The following is a 16,414-nucleotide window of genomic DNA, read 5'->3' on the forward strand; positions in this document are numbered from 1 at the left end:
GCAATCAGCCAGGGATGCTCACCATGTTCGACGCGTTGAAAGCGATCAGTCGCCGTATTGCCGATGGATTATTGACTGTGGTGAGCGCCGTTTTCGGCCAGTGGCAACCGCCGTTCTGGTTGCGGGCCATCGGCCATGGCCTGGCGAATCTGGGCCGCAAGGCGCGGGCTTATCCACGCCAGGCCGGTTTCGGGCTGCTGGGCCTGGTGCTGCTGGCCGGCGCCGGCCTCTACGGCTGGCACTGGTATTCCAACCTGCCGCAACCGCACACCGTGGGTTATTCCCTGCACAAGCCCAACCTGACCGACTACACCCAGGCAACGCCGGTGCCGGATAACGTTCAGGTGCGCTTTGCCGAGTCCGTGGCGCCACTGGCCGCCATTGGCAAGCCCATCACCGAGGGCATTACCCTCAAACCCGCCGTGGCCGGTGCCTGGCGCTGGGCCGATGACCGTACGCTGTTGTTCGTGCCGGAAAAGGATTGGCCCGTCGACGCCCATTACACCCTCGACCTGGCGAAGAAAAACCTGCTGGCCGATGGCGTGCTGCTGGATCAATACAGCGCTCAATTCTCCACCCAGCCGTTTCGCGCCACCCTGGCGCACAACGAGCTGTATCAGGACCCATCCAACCCCACGCTGAAACAGCTGGTGGCGACCTTCCATTTTTCCCACCCGGTGGATGAAGACGGCCTGCGCAAGCGTGTCTCGGTCACCCTCGCCAAGGGCCTGAGCTACCGTGACGCGCAGTTGCCCAACCGCCCCGAAGTCACCTTCGACGAGAAAAAGCTCAACGCCTACGTGCGTTCCGCCGCCCTGGCCACGCCGCTGGAAAGCACACCGGTCAGCGCCCGGCTCGACGAAGGCATCAAAGCCCGTGACGGCGGCAATGCCAGTACCGCGCCGCTGGTGGCGGAAGTCACCGTGCCCGGCCGTTATCGCCTGACGTTCACCGGCGCCGAAGTGAGCTTTGTCGACAACGAGCGCGGCGAGCCCGAGCCGGTGCTGATGTTCAGCAGTTCCAGCGCCGTGGCCGATGAAACCATCGCCCATAAGGTCCAGGCCTGGCTGCTGCCGGAAAAAGCCGAAGACGACACCCGCCCCTACAACAACAACGACATCGATGACGCCCTGCTGGCCCGCAGCACCAAGCTCACCCTGACCCACGTGCCCAGCGTCGAACCGCTCAATACCCTGCATGCCTTCAAGTTCAAGGCTCCGGCCGGGCGCGCCGTATATGTGCGCGTTCCCGCCAACCTGGAAGCCATCGGCGGCTACCTGGCCAAAAATCCTACGGCATCGCTGATCAGCATGCCGGCCTATCCACGCACCTTGCAGTTCCTGTCCGACGGCGCGTTGCTCAGCCTCAACGGCGAAAAACGCCTGGGCTTCATGGCCCGCGGCGTGCCCGGCGCCCATGTGGAAATCGCCCGCCTGTTGCCCAACCAGTTGCAACACCTGGTGGACCAGAGCAGCGGCAGCTTCGCCCGGCCCAGCTTCGGCAACGAGTACTTCGACCGCATGGTCGAGCGCCAGTCCCTGGACATTCCGCTGTCGTCGAGCGACCCGGCGAAAACCGTCTACGACAATGTCGACCTCAGTCACTACCTCACCGCCAATGGCGGCCGGCGCGGCATTTTCGTGCTCAAGCTGAGCCCGCAGGATGACCCGGCCCTGCGCACCTTCGACTACGACCGCAGCGGCACCAGCGACCTGCGCTTCATCGTGGTGACGGACCTGGGCATCATCGCCAAGCGCTCCAGCGACGGCAGCCATGATATTTACGTACAGTCCATCGGCAATGGCTCGCCGGTCTCCGAGGCACAGGTCGATATCATTGGCCGCAACGGTTTGCCGGTCAGCAGTGGTCGTACCGATGCAGAAGGCCACGCGCATTTCGCCAAGCTGGATGAATTGCGCCGTGAGAAAACGCCGCTGATGTATGTGGTCACCCGAGGCAATGACCAATCCTTCCTGCCTATTGCCCGTCAGTCCCAACAGCTGGATTTGTCGCGCTTCGACGTAGGCGGTCTGGAAGAGGACGGTGCGATCGATCGCCTCAGCGCTTACCTGTTTACCGACCGTGGCCTGTACCGGCCCGGTGAAACCGCCCACCTGGGCATGATCGTGCGCAGCGGCAACTGGAAAGGTGCGTTGCAAGGCCTGCCGGTGGAGCTGCAAATCACCGACCCACGGGGCCTGGAAGTGATTCGACAGCCGCTGAAACTGTCTTCCAGCGGTTTTGAAACCTTCGATTTCCCCAGCAGCGAAGTCGCCCCCGCCGGCGAGTACACCGCCACCTTGCAGTTGATCGGACAGAAACAGACCCGCACCGACCTGGGCAGCGTCAGCTTCAAGGTCCGCGACTTCGAACCGGACCGCATGAAAGTCAGCCTGAGCCTGCACGACACGCCCGTATCGGGCTGGATCCCACCGGATCAGGTGGTGGCCAAGGTCACCGCCATGCACTTGTTCGGCGCCCCGGCGGCAGGCCGTCGTGTCACCGCGAAAATGTCCCTGAGCCCGACGCTTGCGGCATTCGAGCGTTATCCCGATTACCGCTTCCGTCTCAATGACGCCCTGGAAGAGGCCAGCACCGAAGACCTGGCCGAAACCACTGTCGACGACAACGGCCAGGCGCTGCTCGATCTCAACCTGCAACGCTTTGCCAACAGCACCTATCGCCTGCAAGTGATAACCCAGGTGTTCGAAGCCGAAGGCGGTCGCAACGTGGCGGCGCAAAGTGCCTTGCTGGTGTCGTCCGCACCTTATCTGGTTGGTGTGAAAAGTCAGGATTCGCTGTCGTACGTCGCCAAGGATGCGCCGCGCCAGGTGCAATGGCTGGCGGTCGCGCCAGACCTGACGCCTATCGCGGTGGACGGCCTGACCAGTGAAGTGGTCGAACACCGTTACGTGTCGGTGCTGGTGAAGCAGTCCAATGGCACCTACAAATACGAGTCGCGCATCAAGAACATCAGCCAGCCGGCGTCACCGCTGGTGATGACCCAGGACGGCGCCAAACAGACCCTGAACACCGGCACGCCGGGGGATTTCACCCTGCAAGTGAAAGACGCCAACGGCAACTTGCTGAACCAGATCGACTACAGCGTGGCCGGGCGTGGCAACACCTCGCGCTCCCTGGAACGCAACGCCGAACTGCAATTGCGCCTGGATAAACGCAGCTATGCCACCGGTGACGAAATCGCCATCAGCATTCGTGCGCCTTACACCGGCGCGGGCTTGATCACCATCGAGCGCGACAAGGTCTACACCCAACAGTGGTTCAAGGCCGACAGCACCAACAGCGTGCAACATATCCGCGTGCCCGCAGGGCTTGAGGGCAATGCCTACGTGAACGTGCAGTTCGTGCGCGATATCGGCTCGTCCGAGGTGTACATGAGCCCGCTGTCCTATGGCGTGGTGCCCTTTAGCATCAACCTGGATGCGCGGCGCATGGGCCTGAAAGTGGAGGGCCCGGCGAAGATCGAACCGGGGCAGACGCTGGACATCAAGGTCACGGCGGACCGTCCGGGCCGCGCAGTGATCTACGCGGTGGACGAAGGCATTCTGCAAGTGGCGCGCTACCAGACGCCGGACCCGCTGGGCTTCTTCTTCCAGAAGCGCGCCCTGGAAGTCGGGACCAGTCAGATTCTGGACCTGATCCTGCCGGAATTCAGCCGCCTGCTCAGTGGGGCAGCGCCTGGTGGCGATACGGAAGGTGCCCTGGCCAACCACCTCAACCCGTTCAAGCGCAAACATCAGCCGCCGGTGGCCTGGTGGTCCGGGCTGGTGGACTTGCCGGCCGGTGAAACCGTGCTGCACTACCAGGTGCCCGACAGCTTCAACGGCAAGCTGCACCTGTTTGCGGTGGCCGTGGATGCCGACAGCGTGGGCGTCAGCGACGCCAACACCGAAGTGCGCGGGCCGATCGTGATCACGCCCAATGTGCCGGCCTTTGTGGCACCGGGAGACGTGTTCAACGTCAGCGCCGGGGTGTTCAGCAACCTCGATGCCGCCGCCGATGTGAAGTTTGAAGTGCAGACCAGCGCGGGCCTGAATCTACAGGGCGACAAGGGCATTACCTTGTCGCTGCAACCGCGCAAGGAAGGCACCGCCGAGTTCAAGGTCAAAGTCGGCGAGACCCTGGGCTCGGCGGACCTGCGGTTCGTCGCGGTGCTGCCGGACGGCAAACGCATCCAGGTGGCGGAAACCACCTCGATTCGTCCACTGAGCGAGCATCGCGTGGCCCTGAGCCTGGGCCGCTTCGACAGCGCCAGCAAAGAGCTCAAACCCACCCGCGAACTGTTCAACCAACTGCGCAACGTGCAACTGGGCGTAGCGGCCTCGCCGCTGGTGTGGGCCAACGGCCTCAAGCATTACCTGGATGACTACGGTTATGCCTGCACCGAGCAATTGGTGTCCAAGGCCATGCCGGCGTTGATCTGGGGCGGCAACGCAGCAGAGGCCGAACAAGCCTTTGGCAGTGCCGTGCGCATGCTGCGCCAGCGCCAGAACCAGGCCGGTGGCTTTGGTTTGTGGGCCGCCAACCCGGATGTAGCGCCGTACGCCAGCCTGTACGCCACCGACTTCCTGATCGAAGCCCGGGAACGTGGGTTGCCGGTGCCGGAAGACCTGCTGGCGCGCTCCAATGCTTATCTGACCGACCTGGCCAACGGCCCGAGCGAAGGGCTGTCGGAATTGCGCAACCGGGCCTACGCCAGTTACCTGCTGAGCCGTCAGGGGATTCTGGTGAGCGGAGCCTTGAGCGATATCCGCGAGCGCTACGAAAACTACTTCAAAGACACCTGGCAGAACGATATTGGCGCCGCCTACCTGGCCGCCAGCTACAAGCTGCTCAAGCAGGATCGCCAGGCCGACACGCTGCTCCGCAAAATCCCCTGGCGTTCGCTTGTGGATAAGTGGGACAGCGACGGTTTGTACTACGACCCGCTGGTGCATGACGCCGAACACTTGCACCTGTTGGCGCGACATTTCCCTGAGTTGATGGACGATGTGCCGACAGCACTGCTGGATAAACTCGGCAAGCGCCTCAACGAGCAGCGCTATAACTCGCTGTCGGCAGCCCTGCTGCTGCGCGCCCTGGACAATTACGGCCAGCGCGCACAAAGCGACATGACCCTCAAGGCCACCGCCTGGCTGGGCGACAAGCAACAGCAATTGCTGGAGATGGCCGGTCAGCCACCCCGCGCCGCGGTACCGGACGCTACGCAAAAGCTGGTGCTGGAAAAATCCGACGGGCCAGCGGCGTTCTACATGCTCAGCGAAGCCGGGTTCGACAAGGGCACCACGCTCAAGCCGATCAACAATGGCCTGGAGATCATCCACGAGTACCTCGACCTCAAGGGCGAGCCCGTGAGCAAAGTAGCGGTGGGCGATGAATTCCTGGTGCGCCTGCGGCTGCGCGCCACTGATCGCGATCAGGTGCAGCAAGTGGCCGTGGTCGACCTGCTGCCCGGTGGCGTCGAGCCTGTGTATAACGTGCCGCCGGAACCGGAAGCCGCCAGTACCGAGGAAGGCGAAGGCGAAGAAGCCGAGTACGTGGAAACTGCCGAGGACAGCGAAGAGGCCGACACCTGGCAAGCCCCCATCGGCGAAACCGAGCTGAGCAACTGGCAACCGGAGTACGTGGATGTGCGCGATGACCGGGTGGTGCTGTACGGCACGGCCCTGCGCGATGTCGGTACCTTCGTCTACCGTGTGCGCGCCACCAACGCCGGGACCTTCAACACGCCACCGGCCTACGCCGAGGGCATGTACGAAACCACCCTGCAAGGGCGCGGCAAAGTAGGCCAGCTTGAAATTACCAAGCCTTAAACGCCTGACACCGCTGCTGGCAGCGGTGGCCGTTCTGGCGGGGTTGCGGCTTTGGCCCCATGCCTCGCTGGAACAGGCGGTGACGTCATCGCGGGTGGTGTTGGCCGATGACGGCTCGCTGTTGCGCATGACCCTGGCGGATGACGGGCAATATCGCCTTTGGCTGCCGCTGGAGCGGATATCGCCTTCACTGGTCGAAGCCCTGCTGCTCAAGGAAGACCGCAATTTCTACTGGCACCCGGGGGTCAATCCTCCGGCATTGCTGCGCGCGGCCATGGCCACCTACAGCGGTGGCCAGCGCCAGGGCGGCTCGACCTTGAGCATGCAACTGGCGCGACGCCTATGGGACCTGAACACCCGGCAGGTACCCGGCAAGTTGCAGCAGATGGCGTTGGCGCTGTGGCTCGAAGCGCGCTACAGCAAGCACGATATCCTCGAGGCCTACCTGAACATGGCGCCCATGGGTGGCAATATCGAGGGTGCCGAGGCTGCCAGCCGGATTTACTTTGGCAAGTCGGCGGCGCAGCTTTCGTTGTCCGAAGCCCTGGCGCTGGCAGTGATCCCGCAGCAACCGGGGCGGCGTGCGCGCTTCGGGCCGTCACTGCAAAACGCGCGGCTGCGCCTGATGACCGACTGGCGCGAGACTTATCCACAGGACCCGCGCAACGACAGTTTGCTGGACCTGCCGCTGGAAGCGCGCAACCGCCAGCAGATCGCGTTTCTGGCACCGCACTTGAGCGAACAGTTGCTGGCGTCGCAACCCGGCAATGAAATCAACAGCACCCTCAATCTACCGTTGCAGCAATTGCTCGAGCGCCTGATCAGCGGTTTTATCGCCGAACGCCGCAGCACGGGGGTGGAAAACGCGACGGCCATCCTGATCGACAGCCGCGACCAGAGCGTCAAGGCCCTGGTGGGCTCGGCGGATTATTTATCCACAGGCATTCAGGGCCAGGTCAACGGCGTGCTGTCGCGGCGTTCGCCCGGTTCGACGCTCAAGCCGTTCCTGTATGGGCTGGCGCTGGACCAGGGGGTGATCCACCCCATGAGCATCCTCAAGGACCTGCCGAGCAATTTCGGCTACTTCCAGCCGGAAAATTTCGACGGCAGTTTCGCCGGCCCGCTGACAGCGCGGGATGCGTTGATCCGCAGCCGCAACATCCCGGCGGTGTGGCTGGCCAGCCAGGTGAAGGCGCCTTCGCTGTATGGGTTGCTGCAACGCGCCGGCATCAAGGGCCTGCGCGACGAGAGCCATTACGGTCTGGCCCTGGCCCTGGGCGGCGGCGAGATGACCCCGGAAGAACTCGCGCGGTTGTATGTGATGCTGGCCGGCGACGGGCATTTGCGGCCTTTGCGTTATGTGCAGGAACAGCCGCCCGCCACCGGCCCGCAGTTGCTCTCGCCGCAGGCTGCGTTCATGGTGCGCGACATGCTGCGCCGCAACCCGCGTCCGGATGGCTTGCCCGGCAGTCATTGGCGCACCGCGTGGAAAACCGGCACTTCCTGGGGGTTTCACGATGCCTGGAGCGCGGGCCTGGTCGGGCCCTATGTGCTGGTGGTGTGGGTGGGCAACTTCGATGGCCGACCCAATCCCGCGTTCATCGGCGCCAAGACCGCCGCGCCGTTGTTCTTTCGCATCGCCGACGCCCTGCCCCTGGCGTTGCCCACTGTGGTGATCAAACCCGACAAGCCGCCCGCCGGGCTGGTGCGCATCGACATCTGCGCCGCATCGGGTGAGTTGCCCAACCGCTGGTGCCCGCAAACCCGCAAGACCTGGTACATCCCCGGCGTGTCGCCGATTCGCGTGTCCAACCTGCACCGCCCGGTGCTGATCGACACCCGCACCGGCAAGGCGGCGTGCCCGCCGTTCGAAGCGCAATATACCCGCGAGGAAGTCTTCGAGTTCTGGCCCAGCGACGTGCAGCGCCTGTATCGCGCCGCCGGTTTGCCCCGGCGCACGCCGCCCACGGTGATGAAGAACTGCCAGCCCAACCGCATCAGCGACCAGAGTGAGGCGCCGCAGATTCGCTCGCCGTTGACCCAGGTGAGCTATCAGTTGCGCCTGTCCCAACCCCAGGAAAGCATCGCGCTGAGCGCCAACGCGGCCAGCGATGCAACGACCTTGTATTGGTTTGCCGACCAGACCCTGATCGGCCAGGGCACGCCGCACACTCCACTGAACTGGCGGCCGGGCAAATCGGGCGAGTATCGGCTGCGGGTCAGCGACGATCAGGGGCGCAGCGCCAGCCGGGGGCTGAAGGTGGAATTCGTGCCCTGATCAGCCGTCGTTGCTGGCTGAACGTTGCTGACTGATGCGCTTGGAAAAATGCCGGTATGCGACACCCATCTTGCGTTGCTCGAACAGTGAAAAGACCAGCGTGCCGAGCAGCACCAGCATCCACACCAGAAACTGTTTGAGCACATCCACGTGGGCCACGTACATCAACAACGTCACCACGCCGCCGATGACCATGCCCAACCCCATCCAGGCCCCGAGAACCCGGCCCAGGGCCATGCGGATACCTTTGGGCGTGAGCAGCCGGATCCACATCATCACCACGAAGATCGTCAGCATGAAGCCGAACGCCGCCATGAAGGGAATCGGAAACCCACCCTCACGGTACAGCCAGGCCAGCAGTTGATACGCCGGGCCCAGTGATTCCATCTGTTGATACGTGTCGGGGCCCGGTAAATGCAGTTGGGCGACATGCTCCGGGGTCATGGCCATGATGCCCACGCCGAGTATCCCTGCCACCGCCCCGTAGAAACCACCCGCCCGCCACAACGGCGCCAGCACACGGCGATCCTCTACGTCCCGGGTCAGTGCCAGGCCGAACACTGCCTTGGGGTCACGCCCCTGGGCGATCACGATATGGCCGTCCCGTTCGCAGGCATCGCCGATCAGCATGATGTCCATGTCCTGGGTCAGCAGCAGCTCACCCTGACGACGCGTGAGGTTGATCGACTGGTAATCGTCCGGGTTCTTGCTGCCGAACAGGTCGATGCCTTCGGCGATCACGCGGATCTCGCCCGTCGCATCCTGGACGCGAAAGTCATTGCAGCGGGCCTCACCCTTGACCCGACTCCAGTCCCAGCGCCCGTCATCATCCTGCTTGCCGTCTTCCATGACCCACACATAGCCGGCACACGGCTTGCCGAAAATGGGTGACAGCAGGGGTTCATCCACGATCACCTTGCCACGGACTTCCACCAGGCCCATGGCCAGTGAACGGATCTGGCTGGTGGCCAGACGTGCTTCGGTCTTATAGAAATCCGGCCCGAAGCTGGTCAGCAGGCAGACCAGGATGAATACCGGGAAGAACAGCGCCACCACCGTCATCGGCATGTAGATCATCGCGCCGATAAAGGCCGCGAGGAACACCAGCGCCAGCACGGTTTTCCAGCGCGATTTTTTCTTTACCGCATCGCCCTGGATGGTTTTCATGCTCCCGGCACCTCAAGCTTCACGCCTTCGTAACGGGTTTCTTCGGCACTGATGGCCAGCAACGGGATGCGCACGTAGCCGAGCATCCGCGCAAAGAACAGATCGGGAAACACCGCGATGGCGATGTTGTACAGGTTCACCGACTCGTTGAAGAACTCGCGACGGTCGGCGATGCGCTCCTCCACGGCGGAAATGGCCTGCTGCAACTCGACCATATTCGGCCCGGAGATCAGCGTGGGATAACCCTCCGCCACCGCAATCACCGACTTGAGCGCTGCATTCAATTGGTTGGAGGCCTCCACCTTGTCGTTGAGGCTGCCGGCCTTGAGGTACTGCTGACGCGCATCACTGAGACGGGTGAACAGGGCGTGCTCATGGTTCATGGCGGTCTGCACCACCCGCATCAGGTCGGGAATCTGATCGGCACGCTGCTTGAGCAGCACATCGATGTTGGCAAAGGCCTTGTCCACATCGTTACGCCGCATCACCAGGCCGTTGTAGACCCCCACCATCCAGCCGACCAGCCCGACGACAAGGATCAGCGCAACGATGCCGGCGATAAGCAATTCGATATTCATGGTGAAGCGTCCCTGACTGAGTTATCCACAGGGACGCATTTTAGGGGTAAAGCCAGCTTGCACGCCGGGTAATAGCCCACAGAAACGACAAAAGGCGATTAATTCGAAGTCGCCATTCTCACCACCTCATTCCTATCCACCTTGCCCAGCGCATTACGCGGAATAGTCGTACTCAGCACGATGCGTTGCGGGCATTTGAAGGGGGCCAGACGGGTGCTCAGCCAGGCGAGGATGTCGTCCGACGTGGTGTCGGCGGCCTCGTCTTTCAGGCGGACCAGCGCCACCACGCGCTGCCCCGCTTCGCCGTCCGGCGCGCCAGCCACGGCGGCATCGGCCACGGCGGGGTGCAGGACCAGTTGGTTCTCCACTTCCACCGGAGAGATCTTGTCGGTGAAGAAAACGATCTGGTCTTTGCTGCGCCCCACAAAACGGAAATCACCATTGGGTTCTTGCAGCATCAGGTCGCCACTGGCGAACCAGCCATCACGGCTGTGGCTGATAATATCGCCGGGGCCGGTCCAGTAGCCGAGGCTGAGGTTGGGGCCGCTCATCTGCAACTCGCCGATTTCGCCGCGGGCGACTTCGACGCCGTTGGCATCGACGAGACGGGCACGCCCGGGCACGGCGCTCATGGTGTCCCAGGCCGAGCCGAACGCCATGCTGCCCAGGCATTCGGTCAGACCGTAGGCATTGTGCAGCGGGAAACCGAAGGCCTCCTGGAAGGTTTCGGCAATGTGGGGCCGGCAGGCGTCGCCGCCGATACCGCACACGCGCATTGAGCCGAGATCACGCGCACGCTTGCGCTGCGCCTCCACCAACGGCATGCAGATAAACGGCGCGACAAACATCGTGGTACCGCCTTCCTGCTCGATGGCATCGAGGATGGCGTCGGGATCAAAACCACTGAACATCACTTCCTGGCAACCATGGACAATCGTCGCCAGCAACACCAGCGAACCCGACACATGGGCCACCGGCGTGCTGCCGATGGTGCAGGAACCCGGCTCGATGGACCACATTTCCAGGGCACTCACGGCGTGGGCAATCGCTCGCTGGTTATAGGCCACCAGCTTGGGCATGCCGGTGGTGCCGGAGGTCGCGAGCAGCAGGAAGACCGCGTCGATATCCACCGGTACGGGTGCACGACGGGTATCGCCCAGCAGTTGACGCCAGCTGCGTTGCGCCTCGTCGGCACACACAAACGTGCGCGTGCACGCGAGTGTTTCGGCATCCATCTGCGCAACGACGCCTTGCAAATCCGCTTCATGGATAAACAACGCCGGTCGCAGCCAACCCAGGAACTCATTGAGCTCGCGAGCGGTGAATTCGGTTTTCAACGGTACCAGGATCGCGCCGCTCATCATCGCGGCGAACAGGAACACCGCGTACACCGGCGACGTGCGCACCAGCATCACGATGCGATCGCCCGGCTCGACACCGGCCTGCTTGAGCCCGTTGCTCAACCGCACCACTTCAGTGGCCAGGCGGTGATAGGACCAGACATCACCGTCGGCAATCAGCGCAATGGCATTGGGCCGTTCGGCGGCATGATGCAACAGCGCCTGCAGCGGCGTTTGGGTAGGGGCCAGCGGGTCGAGTGTTTCAAAACAGGTCAGCATGGGTATCTTCCAAGGGGCTGAAACGACGCGCGCCATGGCGCGCTCTCCCCAAGGGAACACCCGAGCCGGGTGGTTTATTTCGTGAAGATTGGTTTATCGATCAAGCGGCGGATATGAAAAACCCCCGGAGGGCCGGGGGTTTTTCTCATCGTCTTGACCGCCTTATTCCACCGTCACCGACTTCGCCAGGTTGCGTGGCTGGTCGACGTCGGTGCCCTTGAGCACGGCGACGTAGTACGACAGCAGTTGCAGCGGGATGGTGTAGAGGATCGGCGACAGGGTGTCGTTGATGTGCGGCATGTTGATGACGTGGGTGCCTTCGCCGTTGGTCATGCCGGCTTTTTCGTCGGCGAACACCACCAGTTGGCCGCCACGGGCGCGGACTTCCTGCAGGTTGGATTTGAGCTTTTCCAGCAGTTCGTTGTTGGGCGCCACGGTGACGACGGGCATGTCGTCATCCACCAGCGCCAGCGGGCCGTGTTTCAGTTCGCCGGCCGGGTAGGCTTCGGCGTGGATGTACGAAATCTCTTTGAGTTTGAGCGACCCTTCCATCGCCACCGGGTACTGCGCGCCACGACCGAGGAACAGGGTGTGGTTTTTGTCGGCGAACAGTTCAGCGACTTTTTCCACGGTGCTGTCCATCGCCAGCGCTTCGCCCAGGCGGGTTGGCAGACGGCGGAGCTCTTCCACCAGGGTGGCTTCGACGCCAGCGGCCAGGGTGCCGCGCACTTGGCCCAGGGCCAGGGTGAGCAGCAACAGGCTGACCAATTGAGTGGTGAAGGCTTTGGTGGACGCCACCCCGATTTCGCGACCGGCCTGGGTCAGCAGGGTCAGGTCGGACTCACGCACCAGCGAGCTGATGCTGACGTTGCAGATGGCCAGGCTGGCGAGGAAGCCCAGCTCCTTGGCGTTGCGCAACGCGGCCAGGGTGTCGGCGGTTTCGCCGGATTGGGAGATGGTCACGAACAGGGTGTCGGGCTGCACCACCACTTTGCGGTAGCGGAACTCGCTGGCCACTTCGACCTGGCACGGGATGCCGGCCAGTTCTTCCAGCCAGTAACGGGCAACCATGCCGGCGTGGTAGCTGGTGCCGCAGGCGACGATCTGTACATTGCGCACCTTGGCGAACAACTCGGCCGCCTGCGGGCCAAATGCGTTGACCAAGACCTGGTTCTGGCTCAGGCGACCTTCGAGGGTGCGTTGCACTACCGCTGGCTGCTCGTGGATTTCCTTGAGCATGAAGTGGCGATATTCGCCCTTGTCGGCGGCTTCGGCGCCGTCGCGGTATTGCACGGCTTCGCGCTCGACGGCCTGGCCGTTGACGTCCCAGATCTGCACGCTTTCACGGCGGATGTCGGCAATATCGCCTTCTTCCAGGTACATGAAGCGGTCGGTGACCTGGCGCAGGGCCAACTGGTCCGACGCCAGGAAGTTTTCACCCAGGCCCAGGCCGATCACCAATGGGCTGCCACTGCGGGCGGCGACCACGCGGTCGGGTTGGCTGGCGCTGACCACGGCCAGGCCGTAGGCGCCGTGCAGTTCCTTGACGGTGGCCTTGAGGGCCACGGTCAGGTCGCCGAGGTCCTTGAGCTTGTGGTTGAGCAGGTGGGCGATGACTTCGGTGTCGGTATCCGAGGTGAACACATAACCTTGGGCCTTGAGCTGTTCGCGCAGCACCTCGTGATTTTCGATGATGCCGTTGTGCACCACCGCCAGGTCACCGGAGAAATGCGGGTGGGCGTTGCGCTCGCACGGCGCCCCGTGGGTGGCCCAACGGGTATGGGCGATGCCCAGGCGACCGAGCAGCGGCTCGCCGGCCAGGGCCTGTTCCAGCTCGCTGACCTTGCCCGGACGACGCATGCGCTCCAGCTTGCCCGCATTGGTGACAACCGCCACACCGGCGCTGTCATAGCCACGGTATTCCAGGCGCTTGAGGCCTTCGAGGAGGATGGGGGTAATGTTGCGTTCAGCGACTGCGCCTACGATGCCACACATGGTGTTTCTCCTAGATGATTGCCGCGCATATCAGCGTAATGCCGCGGGCTTGGATCTGGTCGCGGGCCTCAAGCGGCAGGCGATCATCGGTGATCAGGGTATGGACGCTGCTCCAGGGCAGTTCCAGGTTGGGAATCTTGCGGCCGATCTTGTCGGACTCGACCATCACCACCACTTCACGCGCGACCTCGGCCATGACGCGGCTCAGGCCCAGCAATTCGTTGAAGGTGGTGGTGCCGCGCTCCAGGTCGATGCCATCGGCACCGATGAACAGTTGATCGAAGTCGTAAGAGCGCAGCACTTGCTCGGCGACCTGGCCCTGGAACGAGTCCGAATGTGGGTCCCAAGTACCGCCGGTCATCAGCAGCACCGGCTCGTGCTCCAGTTCGCTCAAGGCGCTGGCCACGTGCAGGGAGTTGGTCATCACCACCAGGCCGGGCTGGTGGCCCAGTTCCGGGATCATGGCGGCGGTGGTGCTGCCGCTGTCGATGATGATGCGGGCATGTTCGCGCAGGCGCATCACGGCGGCCCGGGCGATGGCGCGCTTATACACCGAGATGGGCTGGGCGGCATCGCCTACCAGTTCCTGAGGCATGGTGATGGCGCCGCCGTAGCGACGCAGCAACAGGCCATTGCTCTCCAGGGCGGCCAGATCCTTGCGGATCGTTACCTCTGAAGTTTCGAAACGCTTGGCCAAGTCGTCCACGCTGACTTCGCCCAATTCATTGAGCAAGGTCAGGATGTTGTGGCGTCGTTGGGGGGTATTTCGTTTCGACATGGTGATGATAAGTTTCGTTTCGAAAGATAACGAAGGCAATCAAAACCTATTGGCGAAAGATCGTCAAGCGGGGCGAGCAAATTTTTTGGGTCATCACAAACCAAATGTGGGAGCTGGCTTGCCTGCGATAGCGGAGTGTCAGGCGACATCCATCTTGGATGTCAGACCGCTATTGCAGGCAAGCCAGCTCCCACAGTGAACCGCACGAGGCCATGGAGCTGTGGATAACTCAGCTCTTTTTGATTTTGACCGGGCGCTTCCAGCCGTCGATGTTGCGCTGGCGGGCGCGGGCCACGCCGAGCTGCGAGTTATCCACATCCACGTTGATGGTCGAGCCGGCGGCCGTGGTGGCGCCATCCCCGACTTTTACCGGAGCGACCAACGAGTTGTTGGACCCGATGAACACATCTTCGCCCAATACGGTCTGGTGCTTGTTGGCCCCATCGTAGTTGCAGGTGATGGTGCCCGCGCCGATGTTGGTACGTGCGCCGATCACGGCATCCCCCAGGTAAGTCAAATGACCGGCCTTGGCGCCCTCGCCCAGGTGGGCGTTTTTCAGTTCGACAAAGTTACCCACATGGGCACCGGCCTCCATTACGGTGCCCGGACGCAGACGCGCAAACGGGCCGGCATCGCTGCCCTCGCCCATCACCGCGCCGTCCAGGTGACTGTTGGCCTTGACCACTACGCCTTTGCGCAGAGTGCTGTCCTTGATCACACAGTTCGGGCCGATCACTACGTCGTCCTCGATGATGACGCGGCCTTCGAGGATCACGTTGATGTCGATCAGTACATCGCGGCCCACGGTGATTTCACCGCGTACATCGAAGCGCGCCGGGTCACGCAGGGTCACGCCTTGCGCCATCAGGCGGCGACCTTCGCGCAGCTGGTAGTGACGCTCCAGCTCGGCGAGTTGCTTGCGGTCGTTGGCGCCCTGCACTTCCATCGGGTCGTGGGGCTGCTCGGTGGCGACCAGCAGGCCATCACTGACGGCCATCTCGATGACGTCGGTAAGGTAGTACTCGCCCTGAGCGTTGTTATTGGACAGGCGGCTCATCCAATCGCCAAGCTTGTTGGCAGGCACCGCAAGAATGCCGGTATTGCCTTCGGTGATGGCGCGCTGGGCTTCGCTGGCATCCTTGTGCTCAACGATGGCGGCAACCTTGCCATCGGCGTTGCGCACGATGCGTCCATAACCGGTGGGGTCGTCCAGCTCGACGGTGAGCAGGCCCATCTGGCCCGGCACCACATGCTTGAGCAGGCGCTGGAGGGTGTCCACCTCGATCAGCGGCACGTCGCCATACAGGATCAGCACGGTGTCAGCCGTGATGAACGGCACCGCTTGCGCAGTGGCGTGGCCGGTACCCAGTTGCTTGTCTTGCAATACGAAATTCAGGTCATCCGCGGCCAGGCGCTCACGCACAGCATCGGCGCCGTGACCGATCACCACATGGATACGCTCGGGTGCCAGTTGCCGGGCGCTGTGGATAACATGGCCCAGCATGGAGTTGCCAGCCACCGGGTGCAGGACCTTGGGCAGGGCAGAACGCATGCGGGTGCCTTGGCCGGCGGCAAGAATTACGATTTCGAGAGACATGAATGGCTACCAATCCTGGGCGGTCCGGATTCAGACCAGAGAAGTGTTTTGCAAAAAGAAAAAAGGGTAGCCGAGGCTACCCTTTTTAATCAATCGCGCATGACGTACGACGGCTTGGCCGCTTACTTCTTGCGGATCTGCTGGAGCGTGCGCAGCTGAGCTGCAGCCTCGGCCAGACGTACAGCAGCAGCGCTGTAGTCGAAGTCCGCACCTTTTTCGTGCAGGGCCTTCTCGGCAGCCTTGACGGCTTCCTGAGCGGAGGCTTCATCCAGGTCGCCAGCACGTTGCACGGTGTCGGCAAGAACCTTGACCATGTTCGGCTGAACTTCGAGGAAACCGCCAGAGATGTAGAACACCTCCTTTTCCCCGCCCTGCTTGGTCAGCGTGATCGGACCTGGCTTCAAGCTGGTGATCAGCGGGGCGTGACCCATGGCGATACCAAGATCACCGAGTTCGCCGTGCGCTACTACCATCTCGACCAGACCGGAGAAGATTTCCCCTTCCGCGCTGACGATATCGCAATGGACTGTCATAGCCATCTGATTGCCTCAACCTGATGAGCGCCCGT

9 protein-coding genes are annotated in these 16,414 nt (G+C 62.8%); 2 read left to right on the top strand and 7 right to left on the bottom strand.

What is annotated here, in order from left to right:
- Positions 1 to 23 precede the first annotated feature (23 nt).
- Both ACW9IB_RS14425 and pbpC read left to right on the top strand, forming a co-directional pair.
- Positions 24 to 5,834, top strand: a complete 5,811-nt coding sequence (locus ACW9IB_RS14425; RefSeq protein WP_457414183.1) for an MG2 domain-containing protein — start codon at positions 24 to 26, stop codon at positions 5,832 to 5,834.
- Positions 5,815 to 8,112 (top strand): penicillin-binding protein 1C, encoded by a 2,298-nt coding sequence (gene pbpC / locus ACW9IB_RS14430; protein WP_457414184.1) that lies wholly within the window; start codon positions 5,815 to 5,817, stop codon positions 8,110 to 8,112. The genes ACW9IB_RS14425 and pbpC overlap by 20 nt, the downstream gene beginning before the upstream one ends.
- Here pbpC and ACW9IB_RS14435 read toward each other — a convergent pair whose 3' ends face one another.
- The 7 genes from ACW9IB_RS14435 to ACW9IB_RS14465 form a co-directional block, all read right to left on the bottom strand.
- A complete protein-coding gene (locus tag ACW9IB_RS14435; protein WP_457414185.1) occupies positions 8,113 to 9,279 on the bottom strand; it encodes a hypothetical protein in 1,167 nt (388 codons plus the stop codon).
- Positions 9,276 to 9,857: a LemA family protein gene (locus ACW9IB_RS14440; protein WP_457365498.1), complete on the bottom strand. Its 582-nt coding sequence runs from the start codon at positions 9,855 to 9,857 to the stop codon at positions 9,276 to 9,278. Before ACW9IB_RS14440 ends, ACW9IB_RS14435 begins: the two co-directional genes overlap by 4 nt.
- A 98-nt stretch (positions 9,858 to 9,955) precedes the next feature.
- On the bottom strand, positions 9,956 to 11,476 hold the full coding sequence (locus tag ACW9IB_RS14445; protein ID WP_457414186.1) for an AMP-binding protein: 1,521 nt from the start codon (positions 11,474 to 11,476) through the stop codon (positions 9,956 to 9,958).
- A gap of 162 nt (positions 11,477 to 11,638) precedes the next feature.
- A complete protein-coding gene (gene glmS / locus ACW9IB_RS14450) occupies positions 11,639 to 13,471 on the bottom strand; it encodes a glutamine--fructose-6-phosphate transaminase (isomerizing) (protein WP_457365495.1) in 1,833 nt (610 codons plus the stop codon).
- A gap of 10 nt (positions 13,472 to 13,481) precedes the next feature.
- On the bottom strand, positions 13,482 to 14,249 hold the full coding sequence (locus tag ACW9IB_RS14455; RefSeq protein WP_457365494.1) for a DeoR/GlpR family DNA-binding transcription regulator: 768 nt from the start codon (positions 14,247 to 14,249) through the stop codon (positions 13,482 to 13,484).
- 229 nt (positions 14,250 to 14,478) lie between these two features.
- The gene (glmU, locus tag ACW9IB_RS14460) at positions 14,479 to 15,846 is read right to left on the bottom strand and encodes a bifunctional UDP-N-acetylglucosamine diphosphorylase/glucosamine-1-phosphate N-acetyltransferase GlmU (RefSeq protein WP_457414188.1); all 1,368 of its coding nucleotides are present in this window, start codon (positions 15,844 to 15,846) and stop codon (positions 14,479 to 14,481) included.
- A 122-nt stretch (positions 15,847 to 15,968) separates the two neighbouring features.
- Positions 15,969 to 16,385: a F0F1 ATP synthase subunit epsilon gene (locus ACW9IB_RS14465; protein ID WP_457414189.1), complete on the bottom strand. Its 417-nt coding sequence runs from the start codon at positions 16,383 to 16,385 to the stop codon at positions 15,969 to 15,971.
- Positions 16,386 to 16,414 lie beyond the last annotated feature (29 nt).

The sequence above is a fragment of the Pseudomonas sp. SDO524_S393 genome (genome assembly GCF_054071875.1).